The organism is Exiguobacterium sp. s123 (assembly GCF_018617075.1).
Classification (GTDB): Bacteria; Bacillota; Bacilli; order Exiguobacteriales; family Exiguobacteriaceae; genus Exiguobacterium; species Exiguobacterium profundum.
Window position 1 is genome coordinate 257,031 of the sequence record NZ_JACSJL010000003.1, and the last position, 19,048, is coordinate 276,078.

The window sequence follows — 19,048 nt, forward strand, 5'->3', positions numbered from 1 at the left end:
CCACGGGTATGCGCCTCCTTTACGATGTGTCGTTCTTTTGATTATACAGTATTCAATGAATCGGCAAAAGGGCGGCTCAGCCGTTCTTCATACTGAATTCATCTGCGAGCTTGAAGGACACGTCCTTCACTTCTAATCCGCTTAACGCGAAATAGAGCTGGAGATAATTATGCTGGTTCAAGAAGAAGACCTGCTTCGTCTGCGTCACCCATTCTCCGTCCGTCCCATTAAACGTGAACGTCGCACCCGGGATATTGTTCGCAAATAATGTCACCGGCATCTGTGCCAACTCTCCCGCGTTCGAACGGGCAGTCAACGTGATGTCATACGTCCCCGTTTGGTCGACCGAGATAGCGAAGACGTGTGTGTTTCCAGTCGAGGTATCGATTCCTGACAAATCCACATGTTCCCCGTTTTCGAGATGTTGGTAATCCAACTCAAATGTATCCTGTTGATTCATCTCATCCTCAAAGCCGAGCACCTCGACTGAACCGTCATGAATCCCGAGAAGACGCTCCATCGCCGGTGATTTCAAGATGAACGTACAAATATTGCGCGCGCTCCGCAACAACTCGCCCCGTGTGACAATCCCTTCTTCGAGTGATGCCATCGTGTTATCCTCGAACGAGTTTAGGTCCGGTCGGTCGACGACCATGTACAAGTCGTTTTGTGAGCGAACCATCGCTGCCGTATTTTGACGATTGGCCGACTCATCCTCACGGAAGTTCACTTTTGCCCACCAGTCTGTCATGACGATGCCTTCAAAGCCCCACTCATCACGTAAGATACGCGTATTTTGATCGTATAGACCAGCCGTCCAGATCCCGTTGACCGCGCCGTATGTCGTCATGATGGACGATGCGCGTCCTTCTTTCACGGCCATCTCGAACCCTTTCAAATAAATCTCGCGTAACGCCCGCTCCGAGACGACCGAGTCGATATCGTGACGATGCGCTTCTTGGTTATTGGCGCTGAAGTGTTTGAGCGTTCCCGTCACCCCGACACGATGCATGCCGTTCAATTGAGCGACCGCCATCTTCCCAGTCAAATGCGGATCTTCCGAGAAATACTCGAAGTTTCGACCATTCAACGGGTTACGGTGAATGTTCATTCCTGGTCCGAGCAACGTGTCGACGCGGTTTTTTCGCATCTCAAGCCCAGTCATCTCAAACAAGTCTTCGACGAGATTGACGTTGAACGTGGAAGCCAAAAGCGTCCCGTTCGGAAGTGCGAACGCCTTCGTCCCGATATCCATGCGAATGCCTGATGGACCGTCGGCACAACACGCAGCTGGAATCTCAAGCTCGTTCAACCGGTCGGACACACCGCCAAACGCAGCTGCTGTCCCCGGCGTGACACGCGGTGAGTTCATCCCTTGTCCGCGGACGATTGTCGCCAAATCCTCATCTGTCAATTGATCTAAGAATGTGTCAAGTGACGCCTTTCCATGATACACATCGCTCAATTTGATACCTTGGTCACCCGTGAACACTCTAGTCTCAGGGCGTTCTTCCAAATAACGTGTCTCGACGTCAACGGCGCGAAGCGGCGTCGACTCGTAGCCCACTTCAAATCCCTGTTCACCTTGAATTGGTTTCATCCGTTCGAACGGGAGGACAGGCGCCATATTTTCGCTTAACGTCTCGAGGACACGTTGCTCCTGCTGCTCGACTTCGAAAGCGAGTGTAGCCGAACGCACATCCGTTCCGGCATATAAGCGATATGTCCCTGTTTCTAGAACGAAGCTCGATTCATGACCCGTCAAGCCAGAGTCGTCGTAGCTCGCAAAGTCAGTCATGTGGACGTTGAACGAAAGCGTTTGTTGTTCACCCGGTTCAAGAAGCAAGGTTTTCTCGAACGCTACCAATGACCGAAGCGGATTCCCGAGCTTCCCTTGTGGCTTCTCGACGTAGAGTTGGACGACTTCTTTCCCGTCACAGTCACCCGTGTTCGTCACTTCCACATCAACCGTTAGGGCGCCATAGACTTCCTTAGTCTGTTTGACCTCCGTTTTGAACGTCGTGTAAGACAGTCCGAATCCGAACGGGTATAAAACGTCATCTTTCGCGAACGTCTCGAAGTAGCGATAACCGACATAGATATCTTCCTGATAAATTCCTTTATCCGCGTGACCGAAGTTCTTCGTCGACGGATAATCCTCGATGGATCGGGCAATCGTATCCGTCAGTTTCCCGGAAGGACTCACGTCTCCGACGAGCACGTCGACGAGTCCTTTTCCACCTTCCATCCCACCTTGCCATGCATAGAGGATGGCACTCGGCTCCTTCGCCCACTTCATGTCGATGATGTTCCCAACGTTCAACACGACGACCGTCTTGTCGAAGCGTTTCGTGACGCGCTCGATCATCGTATGTTCGATATCCGTCAATAAGAAACTACCCCGATCGGCCGTGTTGTCACGGTCTTCTCCTGCCGTACGTCCAATCATGATGAGGGCGACATCTGATTCTTGTGCCGCCTGTTCGACGAGTTCGTCCGTTACGTCCATCTCTTGTTGCGACCACGGTTCACCGGCCCAACCGACACCTTGGTCGAATGGATTCTCCTTCACCCATTCCTCATACGTCGCATAGAGCGATTCATTGATATGAATATCTGGACGCTCGCGCAATGCCTCGAGCGGCGTCGTGACATGTCCGACGTTCACCATCCCGCCTGAGCCCGTACCGCTCTTGTAGTAATGGAACTGGCTACGACCAAATACGGCGAGCTTCGTCCCTGACTGTAATGGGAGGGTCTTCTGTTCGTTTTTGACTAACACGACACCTTCCGCGACCGCTTGACGTGCCAATTCCTCATAACGAGTCCAATCCAATGTATACTGTTTCATTTCGTCAGCTCCTTAAGTCCTTTTGCGATTACATTCATACAATCGTCTGCCTGTGGATAGTCTCCCAACTTGTCCATGAAGGCATGGTCCATCCCCCGATATTGAATGAGGCGTGTCGGGACACCCGCTCGTGCCAGTTTCCGCGCATACGCCTCCCCTTCGAGTCGTAAGTAATCGTACTCCGCCGTCACAATCAAAGTCGGTGGTAGGCCTGAGACATCGTCTGTGAATAATGGTGAGACGAGCGGATGCGTGACATCCACCTCACCTTGAAGATAGAGGTCATTTAATAGCGAATCCGAGTCGGCGAGGGCGAGCACGACACCTCGAATTAGGTCGTGATGATGCGAGATATCATAAGCATCGAGCGCCCATTTAAAATCATCTGTCGGAATCGATCCCAGATTGACGACGGGATAGACGAGCGCTTGATAACAAATGCGTCCTTCCCCTCGTTCTTGTTCCATCAGACAGCAAGCCGTCGCCAAATTTCCTCCGGCACTGTCTCCGGCGACGCCGATTCGGTCTTTCAGGATGTTCAACTCATTCGAATGTGCGTGTACCCATTCAAAGGCGCGGTAACAGTCATTCAATCCGGCCGGGAACGGATGCTCCGGGGCAAGACGATAATCGACGGAGATGACGACCGCGTTCGCCCGTTCCGAAAGCAATTTACAAGGATTCTCGACCGTATCAAGCGTTCCGCCGAAGAAACCGCCACCATGGAAGAAGAGGATGGCTGGGATGGCTTCAGTATGATGCGGACGATACAGACGAACCGGGATGTCATCATCCTCACTAGGAATCATGAGATACTCGGTTTTGATATCAGTCGTCGTCTGATCCCGGTTCGGCCACCCCATGCTGGCACGTGCCACCTCGAGGTCAAATGCTGTATCCGGTTCATCGTGTGAAGAATGATTTGCGGTCAACGTCGCAAAGACACGTGGGTCAAGGTCGCCGGTACGGTCTGAATCCGGTATGGGCTTGATGATGGTTTCGAGGTGGTTCGAAACGACAACATGATTTGTAGACTTTAGTGATTCCATCCATTGTGCGTAGAGACTCATTTCACTTCACTCCTTCGTAAAAACAATCAATCAAAAAAGGAATTTGCTTCACCTGGTAGAATACGGTACTAATCTTTAAAAAAGGAGAATCTATATGTATAGCGCAGAAACTCGGGATAGACATTTGACTCAATTTATTCAAGAGTTACAAAACAACGTTAATGTAGAGGGCGTGGTTCAGCTAGGTTCTGGTGTGAATGGATACCAAGATATTTACTCGGATATCGATTTGATGGTTGCTAGTTCCCTACACGTTAGCTCAACTGATGTAAAAGAAGAACTGGCTACATATTTTTCAACACTTGATCACATCATAGTAAAAGAGAAAAAATTCTCGTCTGATATTTTTCTGCTCATCGTTATTCTTAAAAACGGGCTTGAGTTCAATGTTTCGATTGTCCCTTTGGAAAAGTTAACGGTTCGCTCTCCTTTATGGCGAGTCATATTAGACAAAGATGATAGAGTTTTAGCAAAAATGACAAAAGAGGATGAGCTTTTTCAAAATCAAGAAACGCCTTACCGATTCCATATAGATCCCTCATTTGAATTTTTCTATCTGAGTCACGCACTAGAAAAAGAACTAAAACGAAACAACTTCATTTATGCGCTCAATATGCTTGAAGAGTTAAGGTCCCTGACACTCCTCGTGCAGACATTGAAAGAAGAAAAGAAAGCTCATCAATTTAAGGCATACCATACGTTGCAATCTTTATTTGTTCAGAGTTATCTAGATACGTTCCCTCATACAATCGATATCACGAGCATCCGAGCATCACGCGAAAAAATTCAGATACTGTTTCTTCAGTCTATGCAAGATCACCCACAATTCTTAAAAGATGAAACACTACTCTATTCATTCACCTTGTAAAAATGAATATTGACCTTCGAACGACTTCTGACTCGCTTTCATGTATAATGAGGGGTATTGCAAATAGACATTGAAATTTTCTGAAGCAGAAGTTTTCACGAAAGAATGAGGTTACCCATGAACAAACAGCAATTCACTGATTATCGCCTGAGCGACGAGATCACGCGCGCGCTAGGCATTATGAAATACGAATCACCGACTGAGGTACAACAGCAGGTCATCCCGCGTGCGCTCGAGCGCGAAGACTTAATCGTCAAAGCACAGACCGGAAGCGGAAAGACAGCTGCTTTCGGGATTCCGGTCATCGAGCTCATCGACTGGGCCGAAAATAAACCCCAAGTGCTCGTCTTGACACCGACACGCGAACTCGCCGTTCAAGTACGGGAAGACATGACGAACATCGGACGTTTTAAACGAATCAAAGCGACTGCCGTCTACGGGAAAGAACCGTTCTCGAAACAGCGTGAAGAGTTGAAGCAAAAGACACATATCGTCGTCGGTACGCCAGGTCGTGTCATGGACCATATCGAGCGTGAGACCCTCTCACTCGACCGCGTCGAATACTTAATCATCGATGAAGCGGACGAGATGCTCAATCGAGGTTTCCTCGCCGACGTCGAGAAGATTCTTCAACAGTTGCCGAAAGACCGCGTCACGATGGTCTTCTCTGCAACATTCCCACAAGATATCGAACGTCTCTGCCAGAAGCATATGAATACTCCGGCACGTGTCGCGATCGAATCGACCGGCATGACCGCTTCGACAATCGAGCACCGCCTCCTACCGGTTCACCGGAACGAGAAACTGGCTGTGCTTCAAGACATCACGGTCGTCGAGAACCCGGACAGCTGTATAATTTTCTGTCGGACAAAAGAGAACGTCGACACGGTGTACGCCGAGCTCGACAAAGCCGGTTACTCGGCTGAACGCCTTCACGGCGGACTCGAGCAAGAGGACCGTTTCGCCGTCATGAACGGATTTAAGATGGGTAACTTCCGCTACCTCGTGGCGACAGACGTCGCAGCACGTGGAATCGATGTCGACAACGTCGAACTCGTCATCAACTATGACGTTCCTGTCGAAAAGGAAAGTTACGTGCACCGGACAGGTCGTACCGGACGCGCCGGCAAACAAGGAACGGCAATCACGCTCATGACCCGTCAGGAAGAACGTCTCATCGGAGCTATCGAATCATACGTTCAATTCGAGATTCCGATGATCGATGCGCCGACAGAAGCGGAAGTTGCAGCTAACCAAGATGCCTTTGAGCAGAAGTTGAGCGGACGACGCGTCGTTCGAAACAACAAGACAGCTCGTATTAACCAGGACATCATGAAGCTTCACTTCAGTGGCGGGAAGAAGAAAAAACTTCGCGCCGTCGACTTCGTCGGAACGATCGCCAAAATCCCTGGCGTATCCGCTGACGACATCGGAATCATCACAATCAATGATCAGATGACGTACGTCGATATTCTGAACGGAAAAGGTTCAATCGTCCTTCAAGCGATGGAGACGACGCCGGTCAAAGGGAAGAAATTAAAAGTAAGCAAAGCGCGTAAATAATACAACTCTAGCCTCAAAGATGATATTCGTCTTTGAGGTTTTTTGTTGTTCCATAAATTCCGAAAGCGTTTTCGATAAACACTAAAAAAATATAGTTTTTAGAAAACGTTTTCACCTGAATCATACCTGTATCAAAGTTTAAATTCAACCTTCCTCACTTGATTGTCAAAAAAGAGCCCAAGGTTTACATCTTGGACTCTTAGCTTGAACGTTCACTTATGAAACACTGCAACATGCTCGATTAGTCTAACGACTCTTCCGAGATGAGTTTGAACCCTTCAATCTCTGTCTCCTCTTCCACTTCAATCAACAAGCACGGTTTCCCCTTATAGTTCACTTGCTTCACGTATTTCAAGTCTTGTGGACTGACGGAAATATTGGCCACTTTCGTATTGATTTTAATCGACTTTGACGTATACTTCGGAACGACACTCGTCGCTTTCATCTCATATTTCGTATCGTCGACGACTTGCTTGAACGCCTGCTCGACTTTCTCCGTCGTCACATCTTCCACACCACTCGCCCGTAAGACGACCTCGACGGCACGGGAGTCGAGCATCGCTACTCTCTCTTCTTCCTGTTCGTTCTCTTCTTCGGCGACAATGATTTGATTGATCTCATCATAAACGGTCGCGAGAGTCCGGGAATTGACTTCTTCTCCGATGACCGCTTTGACCACTTCTTCGAAGACCGCCTTCTCTTCCACTGCCGTGACAATCTCCGAACCGTTCAACACGTTCTCAATGAACGTCATATCCGGTTGATGCGCTTTGTGTGCCGAATAAAGCACATGGTTCACATCGGCCGCGTTGTCCGTGAAGCACGGGAATAAGAATCCGCCGATCGGCGCCTCGAGTTTGATGATCGGATTCACAATCAAGCTGGCTTTGAACTCCCGCTCGACGAAGTCAAAGACGAGTGATTTTTTCGGAAGCTCTGTCGGGCTGATGCTGCCGAGGATGAACTTCGTCGTATACACCTCATCGTTCGCGTGAATCTCAGACTCTTCCGAGTACCGGTTCGTCGGCTTATTATAATTCCCCCGGATGAACGTCACGACCATATCCTTCTCAAACGGCGTGTCTTTCACCATCTTCAACGCGATGCGTTGCATATAGTCCGTCCAGACGTCGGTCTCTTCCGTACGAAGTCCTTCATACAGCAAGCCTTGCGTATGGTCGACTTGACCTTCCTCAGGATATTGGAACTTCACTTCGAACAGTTTTTCATCAAGTTTTCCACCGAGCACTTTTTTGAAGTTCGTCAAAAACAGCTCCTGCTGCTCTTCTTCTAAGAATGGGAACGGACGCAACTCTTCGTAATAAATCTCATTCGTTTCCTGTCGGATGTAAATCGTATATAAGTCAGCAATCTTTAGCTTTGTCGCATTTACTTTAAACTGTCGGCGAATCGCCGCAATCTCTTTCTTGTTCATTCCATCCACCTCTTCTTTTCTCTCCATCCATGTCACCCATTATACCAGTCCTGATCGCTCACTAGTTCCAAAGAAATAACACCGGATTGTCCATTAATGCTAGAGAAGGATTTGCGATAGTCTTTCTAATCATTTTGCAGATTTTCACACTTTTTCAAAATCGTCCTGTGTATGATCAAGTTGAATTTATCGCGTGATGTTTGTCTCACTAGTTGTTTGATGAAAGGTTGCCCACTTGCTCGACAAGTGTTCATTCCAAATACATAGTAGGAGGCTTTATATGTTGAAGAAACTTATGTCTGTCGCACTTGTCGCCTTGCTCGTCTGGATTTCCGCATCGTTTGACGCTACACCAGTCTCTGCTTTCCCACCGAACATCCCATCGAAAGCGGACGCGCTCACGAAACTGAATGCCCTCACTGTCAAAAATGAAGGGTCGATGACGGGGTATAGTCGTGACCTCTTCCCGCACTGGTCGAGTCAAGGAAGTGGTTGTAACACACGTCACATCGTCTTGAAACGAGACGCCGACTCGGTCGTCGACGAATGTCCGGTTGCGACTGGCTCATGGTACAGTTACTATGACGGAATCACGTTCACCTCAGCCTCTGACATTGATATCGACCACGTCGTTCCGCTCGCTGAAGCATGGCGCTCTGGGGCAAGTAGCTGGACGACGACCAAACGTCAAAGCTTTGCGAACGACTTGAACGGTCCTCAATTGATTGCGGTGTCCGCTTCATCGAACCGTTCAAAAGGAGACCAAGATCCGTCGACATGGCAACCCCCTCGCACCGGCGCTCGCTGTGCGTATGCGAAGATGTGGGTCGAGACGAAGAGTCGTTGGGGCTTGAGCCTTCAATCAGCAGAGAAGTCAGCACTCACGACAGCCATCAATGCTTGCAGTTACTGAGTGAGAAAAGGAGTCTTCGAATGAACGAAATCACTTCGATCTTTAAGGCAACCCACGGTGTCATGACGGAAGAAGTCGGTGTCATCAGTGGTGAGTTGGAACTGACGACGGCGTGTCAGGAAGATGGTTCCTTGACACTCCACATCACGTACGTCGGAGCGAAAGATGTATATACGCTCCCCGGCAGTCCCTATCAGCTTCATGACCCGAACGATCATACTGTCATCCATCAGATGCTCGTGAATGTTCTCGAACGGACGTAAAAAGAAGGAGTTGATCACTCGATTTGAGTGACCACCTCCTTCTTTTACTTTTTCATCATTTTTACAATGGATCGGATGACAAGATATGTCACGCCGAAGACGAACGCCACTAAAAGAAGACTTGCACCACCAATGATTCCGAATGTAAACATGTTTGTACCTCTTTTTCATTTTCTGAATTAGAACATGATGAAGATAACATATTTTCCCATCCTTATGAACCATGACTAGTTTTGTTGTTGCTTCCGATCGACCTCTCGAATAATCGCGATTGCCTCTTCATAAGACTGTCGCAACTCATCCGGCATATCTTCGACATACTCCCCAGCACGTACTCGAATCGATTCTTCTCGCATAAGCGCTTCGATATATGCGTCATATTCGTCAGCAGTCAACACATCACGTGCAGCAGGCTGATCGTTCAATTGATCGAAGTATGGTTGAAGATCAGCAAGTGCCTGCTTCACTTCCGCTCGTTCCGCCTTCGGAATCGCTTCATAATCGACATTTCCGTTCGCATTTCCATAGGCGATTCGCGTATCCGTAAAGACGCTCAGACCTTGCTTGAACTCTTCATATTCTGCCTTACCCAATACTCCCTTTGCTTGATTCAATTTGGCGTCCAATAACAAATATTTTTCTAAAGTGGCGCTGACGATATGTACTTTCATCTCGTCAAATGAACCATAAAACTCATCCGCCAAGAGGGATTGATAGGCGAAGGCACCTGTCGGAATAAGGAGTGCCGCCGCGATTCCAACCGTCATCAACCGTCGACGGATAAATCCCGGTTCCCGGCGCATCTCTTGTTTCGCTCGCTTCACACCTTGTCGGCTGCGTTCACGCAGTTCACTTGGAATTTCGATGTCTGCCAACATCCGTTTCATCTCACGATCCATAGCAATCGACCTCCTTCCATTCTCGTCTCAATTTATCGACAGCTCGATATAAGGTTGTCTTCACCGTCCCAATCGGCCATTCCAATAAATCTGAAATTTGTTGAAACGTGTAGTCTTGATAATATTTCAACACGACCACGCTTCGCTCATCCTCATGAAGAGAATCCATCATGTCAGCGAGTGTCATCGTTATCGCGTAATCCGTTTCCGTACTTCCAATTGACTCTTCAAACTCCGGCATCAAATGAATCACATTTTGTCTCTTCTTCATGACATCGAGCGCACAGTTGATGGCAATCTTCATCAGCCATGTCTTCAAAAATTGTGGTTCCCGTAACGTTCCGATCTTTTTAAATGCTTGATAAGCGACTTCTTGCACGACGTCGAGCGCATCATCCGGATTTTTGACGTATACATAGGCCATCCGATATAGGTCGGCCTCGTAATGCTGAAAGATCTTTAAGAAAGCTTGATCATTACCTCGTTGCGCTTTCTGAATGAGACGTTTCATCGAACGTCCCCCCTTTTCGTTTTTTCCCTTACACTCATTAGACATGAAACGCATCCATTTAGCTTTACTCATTTGGGAAAAAATGAAAAAAAGCATCTCAGAAGAGACGCTTTGATGATGATACGTTCTGATATTTTGTTAATAAGTCTTTCGGAATATGGCAATAATCATCCGGACAACGTGTCAGGCGGTCCTGATGCTCGTCCGCACTTCGCACATAGTTCGTGAGCGGCTTCACTTCAACAGCAATTCGATCCGCATCCGATCGTCGATCAATAAACGCTTGCGCCTCCATCAAGTGTCGTGACTCCTCACTGTAGACACCCGTCCGATACTTCTCGCCGACATCGATTCCTTGTTGATTGATGCTGTATGGGTCGATGATTTCAAATAAATAGTGCATCAATTTTTCGACCGTCACCACATCCGGATCGAACGTCGTTTTGACACATTCCGCATATCCGTCATATTCCCCGTCCAACGTGTCCGTCGTCCCATTTGCCCGACCTGCTTCGGTCGAGAGGACGCCGGGTAACGTCTTCACAAATGCCTGGACGCCCCATAGACATCCGCCCGCTAAATAGATTGTTTCGATTGGAATCACTCCCGTTCCATATTATCATCTTCATCTTGAATATACCCCAATCGCTTCAAATCTTCATAAACAAGCGTAGACAATAACGTTCGCCCGTCCCCATTCAAATGGTCCGGGTTATGGAAGAAGGATTGTTTGTGAATGAACCGTTCATCCCCCATGTAATTGAGGAAAGGAACATCTAAATCCAGCTTCTCTAGGTGCTGAAACACGAGACGTTCCATGATCGCTTCGTCAAAATACGCATGATACGATGAATGGACCGGCTCTATCGCTAAGACGACGCGATAGCCTTGCTTCTTGCAATAATCGATGATGTCTTGTAAATATGCCATATTCTCTTCAATCTCGTGATTGTTCACGGCATTCTCATATTGGGCGGCGACTTCCTCATACTTACGCTCGGAATAGTTCAGCCCCCCATTCTCCCATGGCTTATGCGCATCGAAGCGGAAATCTCGGATTTCCCGGGAAATGGCGGCGTAGGCGCTCCCACTGTTCAATGCAGGGAAGCGTTCGTGTGTATAGTAGTTGAACCAACTGACCGACTCCAAGTCTTCCCGTTCCAAGACGCGATAGTAGTTTTCTTTCCGACCGACGTTCGAATTGCTGAAGGTGATTTGTGATAACGAGACAATCACGACCCCACCTGGCTTCAGATGTTCATCGTATTCTTTTAACATCTTCAAGTCATATTCGATTGGCTGACTCGGTAACGCCAAATCCAGATGCGATAATCCAAGTGACTTGAATGAATACCCGTACATCGCATGGGACGTCCCCAAATTGATGATGTCGACCGGGTGAGGGTCTTCCTTGAAGGCAAGGACAGCTCGGTTATTATTATATTCCCACGACTCTTTCACGAACTCGTTTACGGGAATGAAGATTGCGATGATGACGAGTAATACGACACCTATTTTGATTCCTAAACGCTTCATGCTAATTCCTTTCCATCCATCTTAGAACCCACCGTATACAAATCCTTGGCTCGACACGCCAAATAAGAACGCTGAGATAATCAAGAACAAGTTGATGGCCACACTCGTCACGGCAGACTGACGTGCCATCCAATCCCAAGCCGAACCTCTCGTCCGCTCGATATGTTGGAACAGATGAACGACGACAAAGACGACGAGGAAGATGATCAAATCGAGCAATGAGAAGATTTGAATCGCCTGCAACATGCCTGACGGTGCCCATGAAGAAGGCGTCACGTACAGTTTGGCATGCGAGCACGCCTCCGCCATGGAGTGCGACTGGAAGAAGACACGTGAGAAACAGACGAGCTGGAACGTGATGGCGATTTTCCACCACCGATGCAGTGTCGGCACACGGTCAAATCCGACCCATGACGCCATTTTTTCACGTTGTTGTTTCGTATGATCTCCGAAGACGCGATAGATTCCATGAATGAGTCCCCATAAGACGAAGTTCCATGCGGCTCCGTGCCAAATTCCACTTACTAAAAATGTCGCAAGGATGGCACCATAAATTTGTTCGCGTTTCTTCTTTCCTTTCGCGAGTGGCATGAAGATATAATCCCGTAGCCACATCGAAAGCGTGATATGCCAGCGGTTCCAGAAGTCGGCAATCGATACGGCGAAGTGCGGTTGCTTGAAGTTTTCCGATAAGCGAATCCCGAGTAAGCGTGCACAGCCGATCGCGATGTCACTGCATGCCGAGAAGTCCGCGAACAATTGAATCGAGAACAACATCGTCGCGAGCACAATCTCTGAACCGGTCGGGTCCGAACTATTGAACACACTCGCGACAATCGGGGCCAACCGATCGGCAATCAATGTCTTCTTGAAGAAACCCCAAATGATGCGCTGGATGCCGTAGCTGATGTTGTCGTAGTCGAGATGTTGCTCCGTCTTCAACTGTGGCAACAGTTTTTTCGCCCGCTCGATTGGGCCCGCCACAAGTTGCGGGAAGAAGGCGAAATAGACCGAGAAATAGCCATAATGACGCTCCGCCTTTTGCTTCCCGCGCGAGACTTCCACGACGTAACTGATGGCCTGGAATGTATAGAACGAAATCGCCAATGGTAAGACGATTTCTTTATACGGGACGTCATAATCAAATCCGCTCCATGCGGCGAACGAACGGAGCGAATCATTGACGAAATTAAAATATTTGAACCAGCCGAGGAAGAAGACGAGCACCGAGACACCGACCCACATGAGCCGTTTTTTCTGCTCCTTCTTCTCCTGTTTCTCAATCAGAATTCCAATCACATAGGTGAAAGCGGTACTGATCAGCAGGAGCGGGATGAATTGAACGCTCAACGTGGCGTAAAAGACATAGCTCGCTAACAAAAGGAGCACCCAACGGTACCGATGTGGAACCACATAGTACGTTCCAACGATGAGGGTTAAAAATAAGAGAAATTCAATCGAAATAAAAGTCATATCTACCACCTGATGTTATGAAACTTGACGATGTACCGATTCCTGACAATCAGGTGGTCACAAGTTCTCGCTTCGGCAATGCGGCATAACGAATCTTCCCGAACGCATTCCGCGGAATCTCGTCAATTTGCATCACCCGAACACCTTTCACCTTGATTTGTTCTTTGATGATTTTTTGAATGCGTGCGACGTCATCTTGTAACGTATACACGTATAGCTGGTCGTCTTCCCCGGCACAGACGCAATCATGTCCATGCTCTCGAAGGAGCGCCTCGACTTCGTCTAGGCTGATTCGACTGCCATACAGTTTGATCATGCGCTTGATTCGGCCGACGATGAAGAAATATCCATCCTCGTCGCGATACGCCATGTCACCTGTTTGTAAAACACCGTGATTGTCGTCACCTTTTGAAAGGTCCGCTAACGAGGTCGCATACCCAAACGACACGTTGTCGCCTTGATACACCAATTCGCCTGTCACGTTCGCCTCTTTGATGTCATTTCCGGATTCGTCACGCAACGTGAGCGTTCCACCAGGGATGGCAATTCCGATGCTACCGGCTTTTTTCGCATGCATCCGATCCGGTAAATACGACATCCGGGCCGTCGCCTCCGTCTGACCGTACATGATGAAAAATTGAATCCCTTTCTCTTCACATACCGTTGCGAAGTGCTGCGCAAGCTTCGGATCTAACTTGCCACCGGCTTGCGTCAACTTCTTCAGACTTGGGAGGTCGTACGTCTCAAACTTCAATCGTTTCAACATTTCATAATGAAACGGGACCCCACCAAACGTCGTCGCCTGCTCGGCACGACACAGCTCCCAAAACTCCTTTTGAACGATTGAGCGGTCTGTCAGAATGAGGGTCGCTCCTTTCAACAGATGACTGTTGATGATGGAGAGTCCATACGAATAGTTCATCGGCAGAGTCGTGATTGGTTTATCCGTCTGATCGATGTCGAGATAGTCGATGATCGATGTGGCGTTAGCTGATAGATTGTTATACGTGAGGCGTACAAGTTTTGGACTTCCAGTACTACCTGATGTCGTCAACAGAAGAGCCAGCTCCTCATGAAGTTGGTGGCGAACCGATGTTTCGGTTTCAAATAAGGCGTAGTCACCATAGCCATAGAAGGCATCCAACGAGTTCGCCAAATCCTCCCTCGTCTTAGGAGCCCAGACGTGCGTCGGTTGATACAGCTCCATTAACTTCTGTAATTGGTCTACTGGAATATCTGCATCGAGCAAGACCGGGACGACCCGTCCACGGAGAAAGCCGATATATGCGAAGAGCGACTCGACTCGGTTAGCACATAAGCAGAAGACGAGCGACCGTTCGCCGACTTCCTGACAAATCGAGTCCCCGACTTCCAACATCTCTTTATATGAATAAGAGCGGTCCGCATAGACCGCCTCACGATTCGTGTACTGCTCGAGTGTTTGAAAAAGCATCATGATTGGATGTCCACACCGAGGCGTTGCAACAACTCAATACCAGACTGATACGTATGGAACTCTGTCATTTCATCCGAGTCGATATAGACGTCAAACGCGTCCTCGATTTCGGCGATGAGGGTCATATGTCCAATCGAATCCCACTCTGTCGATTCCCCAAGCTTCATCTCTTCGAGAACCACATCGTCCTCTAGTTCCAATCCGTTTCGAAATGCCATGTTATATGCTTCAAGTGTGCTCATTGTATTCATCCTTTCACATTCACTCAACCTTATTCGATTCCATCTATTATTATCGACTGATAATGATAATCATTTGCCTTGTGATTCTATCACAATTTTTCGAAATCGGTCAATTCTTCATATAAGGAAAAGCTTGAGGTTGAGCGGTTTTAGCAATTAAAAAGACCGTATCGTTACGATGCGGTCTCAGGAGACGGTATGACATATTCGAGTTGTAAGTCGAGTGGTTCTGCCTCGTACACTTCTGGCACGATCTCCTCAACCTATCGAGTCATCATGATATAACAATTATTTGAACTCGATTGCCACCGTTTCATAACCGCTATTCTTTAAAAACTCTGTCAAGAACGCTTCAATGCGTTCGTCTGCCTCTGTCAGCAACCCTTGCTCAATCTTAGCCTTTTCCATTTTCGCCTTCTCTTTATTGATTTCATCAAAAATCAATTGCGAGGGATAGTCAGAAAAAAGTGTCCCTTTTACATCTGTCACTTTCGCATCATCTGTATTCGCTACGTTGTCTAAAATGGTTGAATGCGGTACAGTGATCTTCAATTGCTCAGTCGTGTCATTGTAAGAGACCTCCATGTTAGAGAGGTCCGTACCCGCCTTGAGGTATCCTGAGTATTCAATCAGCTTGATTGCTTCGGCTAGTTTGATTTCAACCAAAGGAACTTTCGTACTGTTTCGACTGACAATAACGTTGCTGTATTCATACTTTAACGTTGTCAACTCAGTCAATTCGACGAGTCGATCTTTGACGAGCGATACATCAGCCTGTTGATTAGTTGAAAATACACTCGGCTTGATCACTACAATCGCAATGACACCAATCAAGATGAGCGTGAGTAAAACAAATGAAACTCTTCCAATCATTCTTTTCATAATAAATCTCCTTTTTATGTATTCAAGTACCTTTTAAAATTATGTAACGAATCCTTCATATACATATTATACCTACATTAATTCCATAAATTTAATTTTTATTCAATTAAATTAGTTTTTTAAATAAAAGAGTAGATGGTTTGAGACCCATCTACTCACTCAATATCATCAAGTTTTACTCGACTACAATCCAATTCAGTTGCGACAAACTTTGCTTCAGTTCATTCAATTCTTCTAACCTTTGAATGATAAACGTCTCAATCGCATCGATGTGGTCTGGTGCACTTAAGAAATGAGTCAACGATTGGTCAGTGTACAACATAAACCAGTCGTTTGGATCTTCTGGCGCTTCATAGATCCATCCTTTATTCATTTCTGCGAATTGTTTGAACGCGTCCGTCAAAATCGATTTATGTTTACTATTTGGATGAACCTCTATGTAAACAGATACTTCTGGGTAATCAGCTTGTTCAAAACTGAATCCACAGCCGATATATTTCCAATCACTTTGATCATTTTGAATGACGTATCGATTATAATCACGGAGTTCAATCGCACGATTCCCCCATGGTTTCGGCTTTCCAAATAAATTCGTAAACGTATGCATCGTTCGTTCATTCAAACACTGATCCAACATCGAAATGGTTCTCCCTAAGTTTTGAATCGCATATACATCTTGAGGTAGGAATGTTCTTGATTTATTCAATTCAATGTCCTCCATATACTTGAGTACTTGTCTGTAGTATAAATCCTGATTGCTGTATTCCTGAAGCCATATGTAGAGTTGAAACCACTGCAATTGAAAGAACTTAGTTGAGGTTGAAGCGACATGTTTTGGGTCAAAGTATTGGGTGATATAAAACAGGTATGTCGAAAATCCTTCTTCTTCACTTTGCTCAAGGTGCTCTCGATAACGTTTCAATTGATGATGCCCTTCACCACTACCTAACTTGTTCTCAATGAAGACGATGTGTGAGGTTTCCCCCTCATTAAACGTGATGACGAGATCGGGTCGACTGTCGGTATCGTGTGTATGTAGTTTACTGTACGTTTTTTGTGTATATGCCTTCACACGACTTATTTCAGAAAGATCCACATTCGCAAACCGTTTAAAAAAATGAGTCAATAGATCTGGTTGTTCGAAGATTGGAGCGATGATTTCGGTCAAGTAATCTTCGTAGGGATTAGATTCTGATTGACGTAACAGGTTATAAATTTTCGAATACGATGACACCATTTTCTTTACCCCCTTCATCACAGTGTAAAAAATGAGTGCTTGAAGTTTGATTCAAGCACTCATTTTACATTTCATCACTTGTGATACGGCTCTCCCCACTATAACTATAGGAGGCTTTGAACTACAATTTATATCCAGCCCTTTTCAGTTGCTTTTTGTACAGCCTGCTGCCTTGTTTCAACTTCGAGCTTTTGAATGGATAAAGATAAATAGTTGCGAATTGTACCCTTAGTCAGAAATAGCTTTTTACTAATTTCATTCGTCGTATAGCCATCCTTCACGAGCTTCAGTACATTGATTTCCCGGTCATTCAGAGGATTTTTTTCATTCATAAATAAAGCAGCGGCAAGATCCTGACTGATTACCCTTTCACCTTGCATAATTTTGCGTATTGCACCAATTACATATTGGATAGGCTCGTCTTTCAGAACATATGCTTCAATATTTAGATTCATTGCTTCCTGCAAATAACCGGCTCTCGCAAAGGTTGTCATAATCATAATTTTGCACGGATAATTGTGTTGGCGTATTTTCGCAGCTACTTCCAACCCGGACAAATGCGGCATTTCAATATCCAAAACGCATACATCCGGCTTTTCTTTTTCAATTAAAGCCCACGCTTCTGCTCCATCTGCTGCTTCACCCACAATACGTAAATCATCCTCAAACTCCATAATGGATATTAAGGCACCTCTCAACAGTTGCTGATCCTCAGCGATACTAAGTCTAATCATTTCACGCCCTCCCGAATCGGATCCATCGAATCCAGTGGTATAGTCAGAAGCACCTTTGTTCCTTCCTGATCATACGTCACTTCGGTATTTCCCTTTAATGACCTCATCCGTTCCTTCATTGTAAACAGTCCATTGCCATGCTGCTTTTTGGATAAACCGATTCCGTTATCGGTAATAGCTGCTTCTGCCCGGTCTTCATTTTGATATAGATGTATTCTGCAATCAGCAGCATGACTGTGCTTTACAACATTCGTTACCGCTTCTCTGATACTGTAGGCAAGCATCGTTTCCTGCACACTAGACAGCAGAATATTGGTAAGCTTATGATCAATCTGCACACGAATACCGGCATTCTTAAGCAACTGCTCACAATGCTTAAGCTCTTCCTCCAAGGATAAAAAATTTATTTCCGATATAATTTCACGCACCTGCTTATGTGCTGTTCGGATTGTTAAAATCATATCATCAAGTTCCTTATGAATCCTGTGATTCTCATTTGGCACCAGCCTGGAAACAAGCTCTGTTTTTACCTTTATGACCGTCAGCGTATGCCCTAAAGTATCATGCAGATCGCGGGCAATGCGCTGACGTTCCTGCTGCATCGCAATGTGAACCGACGCTTCATCAACCTCACGCTGAAGCAGCTTGGATTTTTCAATATAATAGCGTAACCACGGTAATAGCAGGATAAAAAGCATAACCGCCAGTACAATTGACTGCGCATTGGAAAACAGCACCTCCTGATAGTACCAAACGAGACTGGCTAAAAGGAGGAAATTTACACACGTAGCAATCCATAAAATATGCCGGTTGACAGCTCGCCCGACAAAATCCGCAAAGGCAAACTGAAAGAAAATCCACTGCGGACCACTTAAATAAGCCAAATATACTGTTAAAACAAAACCGATTACAGCCGCCGGAAGCAGCAGACCATCCTGATACCATAGTGCTGTATAATAGGTTCCTATATAAATAACGATTAATATAGTCTTGAAAATAAGCGACGGAACCTGCTCCGAAACAACAACCGCATAGCTAAATAGCAGGACGGTCAGTACATCAATAATTAAATAATATCTTGCCTGACTTTTAGGATACCATTCCAGCATCGAACA

The 19,048-nt window shown here is 46.5% G+C and carries 18 protein-coding genes; 4 read left to right on the top strand and 14 right to left on the bottom strand.

What is annotated here, in order from left to right:
* Window positions 1-76: 76 nt before the first annotated feature.
* Window positions 77-2,851, bottom strand: coding sequence for a glycoside hydrolase family 3 protein (locus KNO72_RS07820; protein ID WP_214757697.1), 2,775 nt, complete (start codon window positions 2,849-2,851; stop codon window positions 77-79).
* A complete protein-coding gene (locus KNO72_RS07825) occupies window positions 2,848-3,921 on the bottom strand; it encodes an alpha/beta hydrolase (RefSeq protein WP_214757699.1) in 1,074 nt (357 codons plus the stop codon). Before KNO72_RS07825 ends, KNO72_RS07820 begins: the two co-directional genes overlap by 4 nt.
* A 94-nt stretch (window positions 3,922-4,015) precedes the next feature.
* Here KNO72_RS07825 and KNO72_RS07830 point away from each other — a divergent pair, with 94 nt between their 5' ends.
* Window positions 4,016-4,789: an aminoglycoside 6-adenylyltransferase gene (locus KNO72_RS07830; RefSeq protein WP_214684928.1), complete on the top strand. Its 774-nt coding sequence runs from the start codon at window positions 4,016-4,018 to the stop codon at window positions 4,787-4,789.
* Between the two features lie 117 nt (window positions 4,790-4,906).
* Window positions 4,907-6,352 (top strand): DEAD/DEAH box helicase, encoded by a 1,446-nt coding sequence (locus tag KNO72_RS07835; RefSeq protein ID WP_214684927.1) that lies wholly within the window; start codon window positions 4,907-4,909, stop codon window positions 6,350-6,352.
* 241 nt (window positions 6,353-6,593) lie between these two features.
* Here KNO72_RS07835 and KNO72_RS07840 read toward each other — a convergent pair whose 3' ends face one another.
* Complete coding sequence (locus KNO72_RS07840) at window positions 6,594-7,787, bottom strand: DUF4317 domain-containing protein (RefSeq protein ID WP_015880257.1); 1,194 nt, start codon at window positions 7,785-7,787, stop codon at window positions 6,594-6,596.
* A 280-nt stretch (window positions 7,788-8,067) separates the two neighbouring features.
* On the opposite strand from KNO72_RS07840, the gene KNO72_RS07845 reads away from it, so the two are divergent.
* Both KNO72_RS07845 and KNO72_RS07850 read left to right on the top strand, forming a co-directional pair.
* Window positions 8,068-8,700 carry an HNH endonuclease family protein gene (locus KNO72_RS07845; RefSeq protein WP_074035207.1) on the top strand — a complete coding sequence of 211 codons (633 nt, stop codon included), beginning with the start codon at window positions 8,068-8,070 and terminating at the stop codon, window positions 8,698-8,700.
* A gap of 20 nt (window positions 8,701-8,720) precedes the next feature.
* Entirely contained in the window at window positions 8,721-8,963 is a 243-nt protein-coding gene (locus KNO72_RS07850) for a hypothetical protein (RefSeq protein WP_031424128.1), read from the top strand.
* 227 nt (window positions 8,964-9,190) lie between these two features.
* Here the strand turns inward: KNO72_RS07850 and KNO72_RS07855 are convergent, their stop codons facing one another.
* From KNO72_RS07855 to KNO72_RS07905, 11 genes are all read right to left on the bottom strand, one after another.
* Window positions 9,191-9,862, bottom strand: coding sequence for a DUF3600 domain-containing protein (locus KNO72_RS07855; protein WP_214757701.1), 672 nt, complete (start codon window positions 9,860-9,862; stop codon window positions 9,191-9,193).
* A complete protein-coding gene (locus KNO72_RS07860) occupies window positions 9,852-10,373 on the bottom strand; it encodes a sigma-70 family RNA polymerase sigma factor (protein ID WP_214757703.1) in 522 nt (173 codons plus the stop codon). Before KNO72_RS07860 ends, KNO72_RS07855 begins: the two co-directional genes overlap by 11 nt.
* Window positions 10,374-10,470: 97 nt before the next feature.
* Window positions 10,471-10,968, bottom strand: a complete 498-nt coding sequence (locus KNO72_RS07865) for a peptide-methionine (S)-S-oxide reductase (protein ID WP_214757731.1) — start codon at window positions 10,966-10,968, stop codon at window positions 10,471-10,473.
* A gap of 5 nt (window positions 10,969-10,973) precedes the next feature.
* Window positions 10,974-11,909, bottom strand: a complete 936-nt coding sequence (locus tag KNO72_RS07870; protein WP_214691413.1) for a hypothetical protein — start codon at window positions 11,907-11,909, stop codon at window positions 10,974-10,976.
* A 21-nt stretch (window positions 11,910-11,930) separates the two neighbouring features.
* Window positions 11,931-13,382 carry an MBOAT family O-acyltransferase gene (locus KNO72_RS07875; protein ID WP_214757705.1) on the bottom strand — a complete coding sequence of 484 codons (1,452 nt, stop codon included), beginning with the start codon at window positions 13,380-13,382 and terminating at the stop codon, window positions 11,931-11,933.
* A gap of 49 nt (window positions 13,383-13,431) precedes the next feature.
* Entirely contained in the window at window positions 13,432-14,838 is a 1,407-nt protein-coding gene (locus tag KNO72_RS07880) for an AMP-binding protein (RefSeq protein ID WP_214757707.1), read from the bottom strand.
* Window positions 14,835-15,080 carry an acyl carrier protein gene (locus KNO72_RS07885; protein WP_214757709.1) on the bottom strand — a complete coding sequence of 82 codons (246 nt, stop codon included), beginning with the start codon at window positions 15,078-15,080 and terminating at the stop codon, window positions 14,835-14,837. The genes KNO72_RS07880 and KNO72_RS07885 overlap by 4 nt, the downstream gene beginning before the upstream one ends.
* Window positions 15,081-15,368: 288 nt before the next feature.
* Window positions 15,369-15,962, bottom strand: a complete 594-nt coding sequence (locus tag KNO72_RS07890; RefSeq protein WP_214757711.1) for a DUF4230 domain-containing protein — start codon at window positions 15,960-15,962, stop codon at window positions 15,369-15,371.
* Between the two features lie 175 nt (window positions 15,963-16,137).
* Window positions 16,138-17,199, bottom strand: coding sequence for a PD-(D/E)XK nuclease family protein (locus tag KNO72_RS07895; protein WP_214757713.1), 1,062 nt, complete (start codon window positions 17,197-17,199; stop codon window positions 16,138-16,140).
* Window positions 17,200-17,327: 128 nt separating this feature from the next.
* The gene (locus KNO72_RS07900) at window positions 17,328-17,933 is read right to left on the bottom strand and encodes a response regulator transcription factor (protein WP_074033998.1); all 606 of its coding nucleotides are present in this window, start codon (window positions 17,931-17,933) and stop codon (window positions 17,328-17,330) included.
* Window positions 17,930-19,042, bottom strand: coding sequence for a sensor histidine kinase (locus KNO72_RS07905; RefSeq protein ID WP_214757715.1), 1,113 nt, complete (start codon window positions 19,040-19,042; stop codon window positions 17,930-17,932). Before KNO72_RS07905 ends, KNO72_RS07900 begins: the two co-directional genes overlap by 4 nt.
* Window positions 19,043-19,048: the final 6 nt, after the last annotated feature.

Excerpts from the sequence above, each read along its gene's own strand:
- KNO72_RS07820 (WP_214757697.1), bottom strand. The coding sequence starts at position 2,851 with ATGAAACAGTATACATTGGATTGGACTCGTTATGAGGAATTGGCACGT.
- KNO72_RS07825 (WP_214757699.1), bottom strand. The coding sequence starts at position 3,921 with ATGAGTCTCTACGCACAATGGATGGAATCACTAAAGTCTACAAATCAT.
- KNO72_RS07830 (WP_214684928.1), top strand. The coding sequence starts at position 4,016 with ATGTATAGCGCAGAAACTCGGGATAGACATTTGACTCAATTTATTCAA.
- KNO72_RS07835 (WP_214684927.1), top strand. The coding sequence starts at position 4,907 with ATGAACAAACAGCAATTCACTGATTATCGCCTGAGCGACGAGATCACG.
- KNO72_RS07840 (WP_015880257.1), bottom strand. The coding sequence starts at position 7,787 with ATGAACAAGAAAGAGATTGCGGCGATTCGCCGACAGTTTAAAGTAAAT.
- KNO72_RS07845 (WP_074035207.1), top strand. The coding sequence starts at position 8,068 with ATGTTGAAGAAACTTATGTCTGTCGCACTTGTCGCCTTGCTCGTCTGG.
- KNO72_RS07850 (WP_031424128.1), top strand. The coding sequence starts at position 8,721 with ATGAACGAAATCACTTCGATCTTTAAGGCAACCCACGGTGTCATGACG.
- KNO72_RS07855 (WP_214757701.1), bottom strand. The coding sequence starts at position 9,862 with ATGGATCGTGAGATGAAACGGATGTTGGCAGACATCGAAATTCCAAGT.
- KNO72_RS07860 (WP_214757703.1), bottom strand. The coding sequence starts at position 10,373 with ATGAAACGTCTCATTCAGAAAGCGCAACGAGGTAATGATCAAGCTTTC.
- KNO72_RS07870 (WP_214691413.1), bottom strand. The coding sequence starts at position 11,909 with ATGAAGCGTTTAGGAATCAAAATAGGTGTCGTATTACTCGTCATCATC.
- KNO72_RS07875 (WP_214757705.1), bottom strand. The coding sequence starts at position 13,382 with ATGACTTTTATTTCGATTGAATTTCTCTTATTTTTAACCCTCATCGTT.
- KNO72_RS07880 (WP_214757707.1), bottom strand. The coding sequence starts at position 14,838 with ATGATGCTTTTTCAAACACTCGAGCAGTACACGAATCGTGAGGCGGTC.
- KNO72_RS07885 (WP_214757709.1), bottom strand. The coding sequence starts at position 15,080 with ATGAGCACACTTGAAGCATATAACATGGCATTTCGAAACGGATTGGAA.
- KNO72_RS07890 (WP_214757711.1), bottom strand. The coding sequence starts at position 15,962 with ATGAAAAGAATGATTGGAAGAGTTTCATTTGTTTTACTCACGCTCATC.
- KNO72_RS07895 (WP_214757713.1), bottom strand. The coding sequence starts at position 17,199 with ATGGTGTCATCGTATTCGAAAATTTATAACCTGTTACGTCAATCAGAA.
- KNO72_RS07900 (WP_074033998.1), bottom strand. The coding sequence starts at position 17,933 with ATGATTAGACTTAGTATCGCTGAGGATCAGCAACTGTTGAGAGGTGCC.
- KNO72_RS07905 (WP_214757715.1), bottom strand. The coding sequence starts at position 19,042 with ATGCTGGAATGGTATCCTAAAAGTCAGGCAAGATATTATTTAATTATT.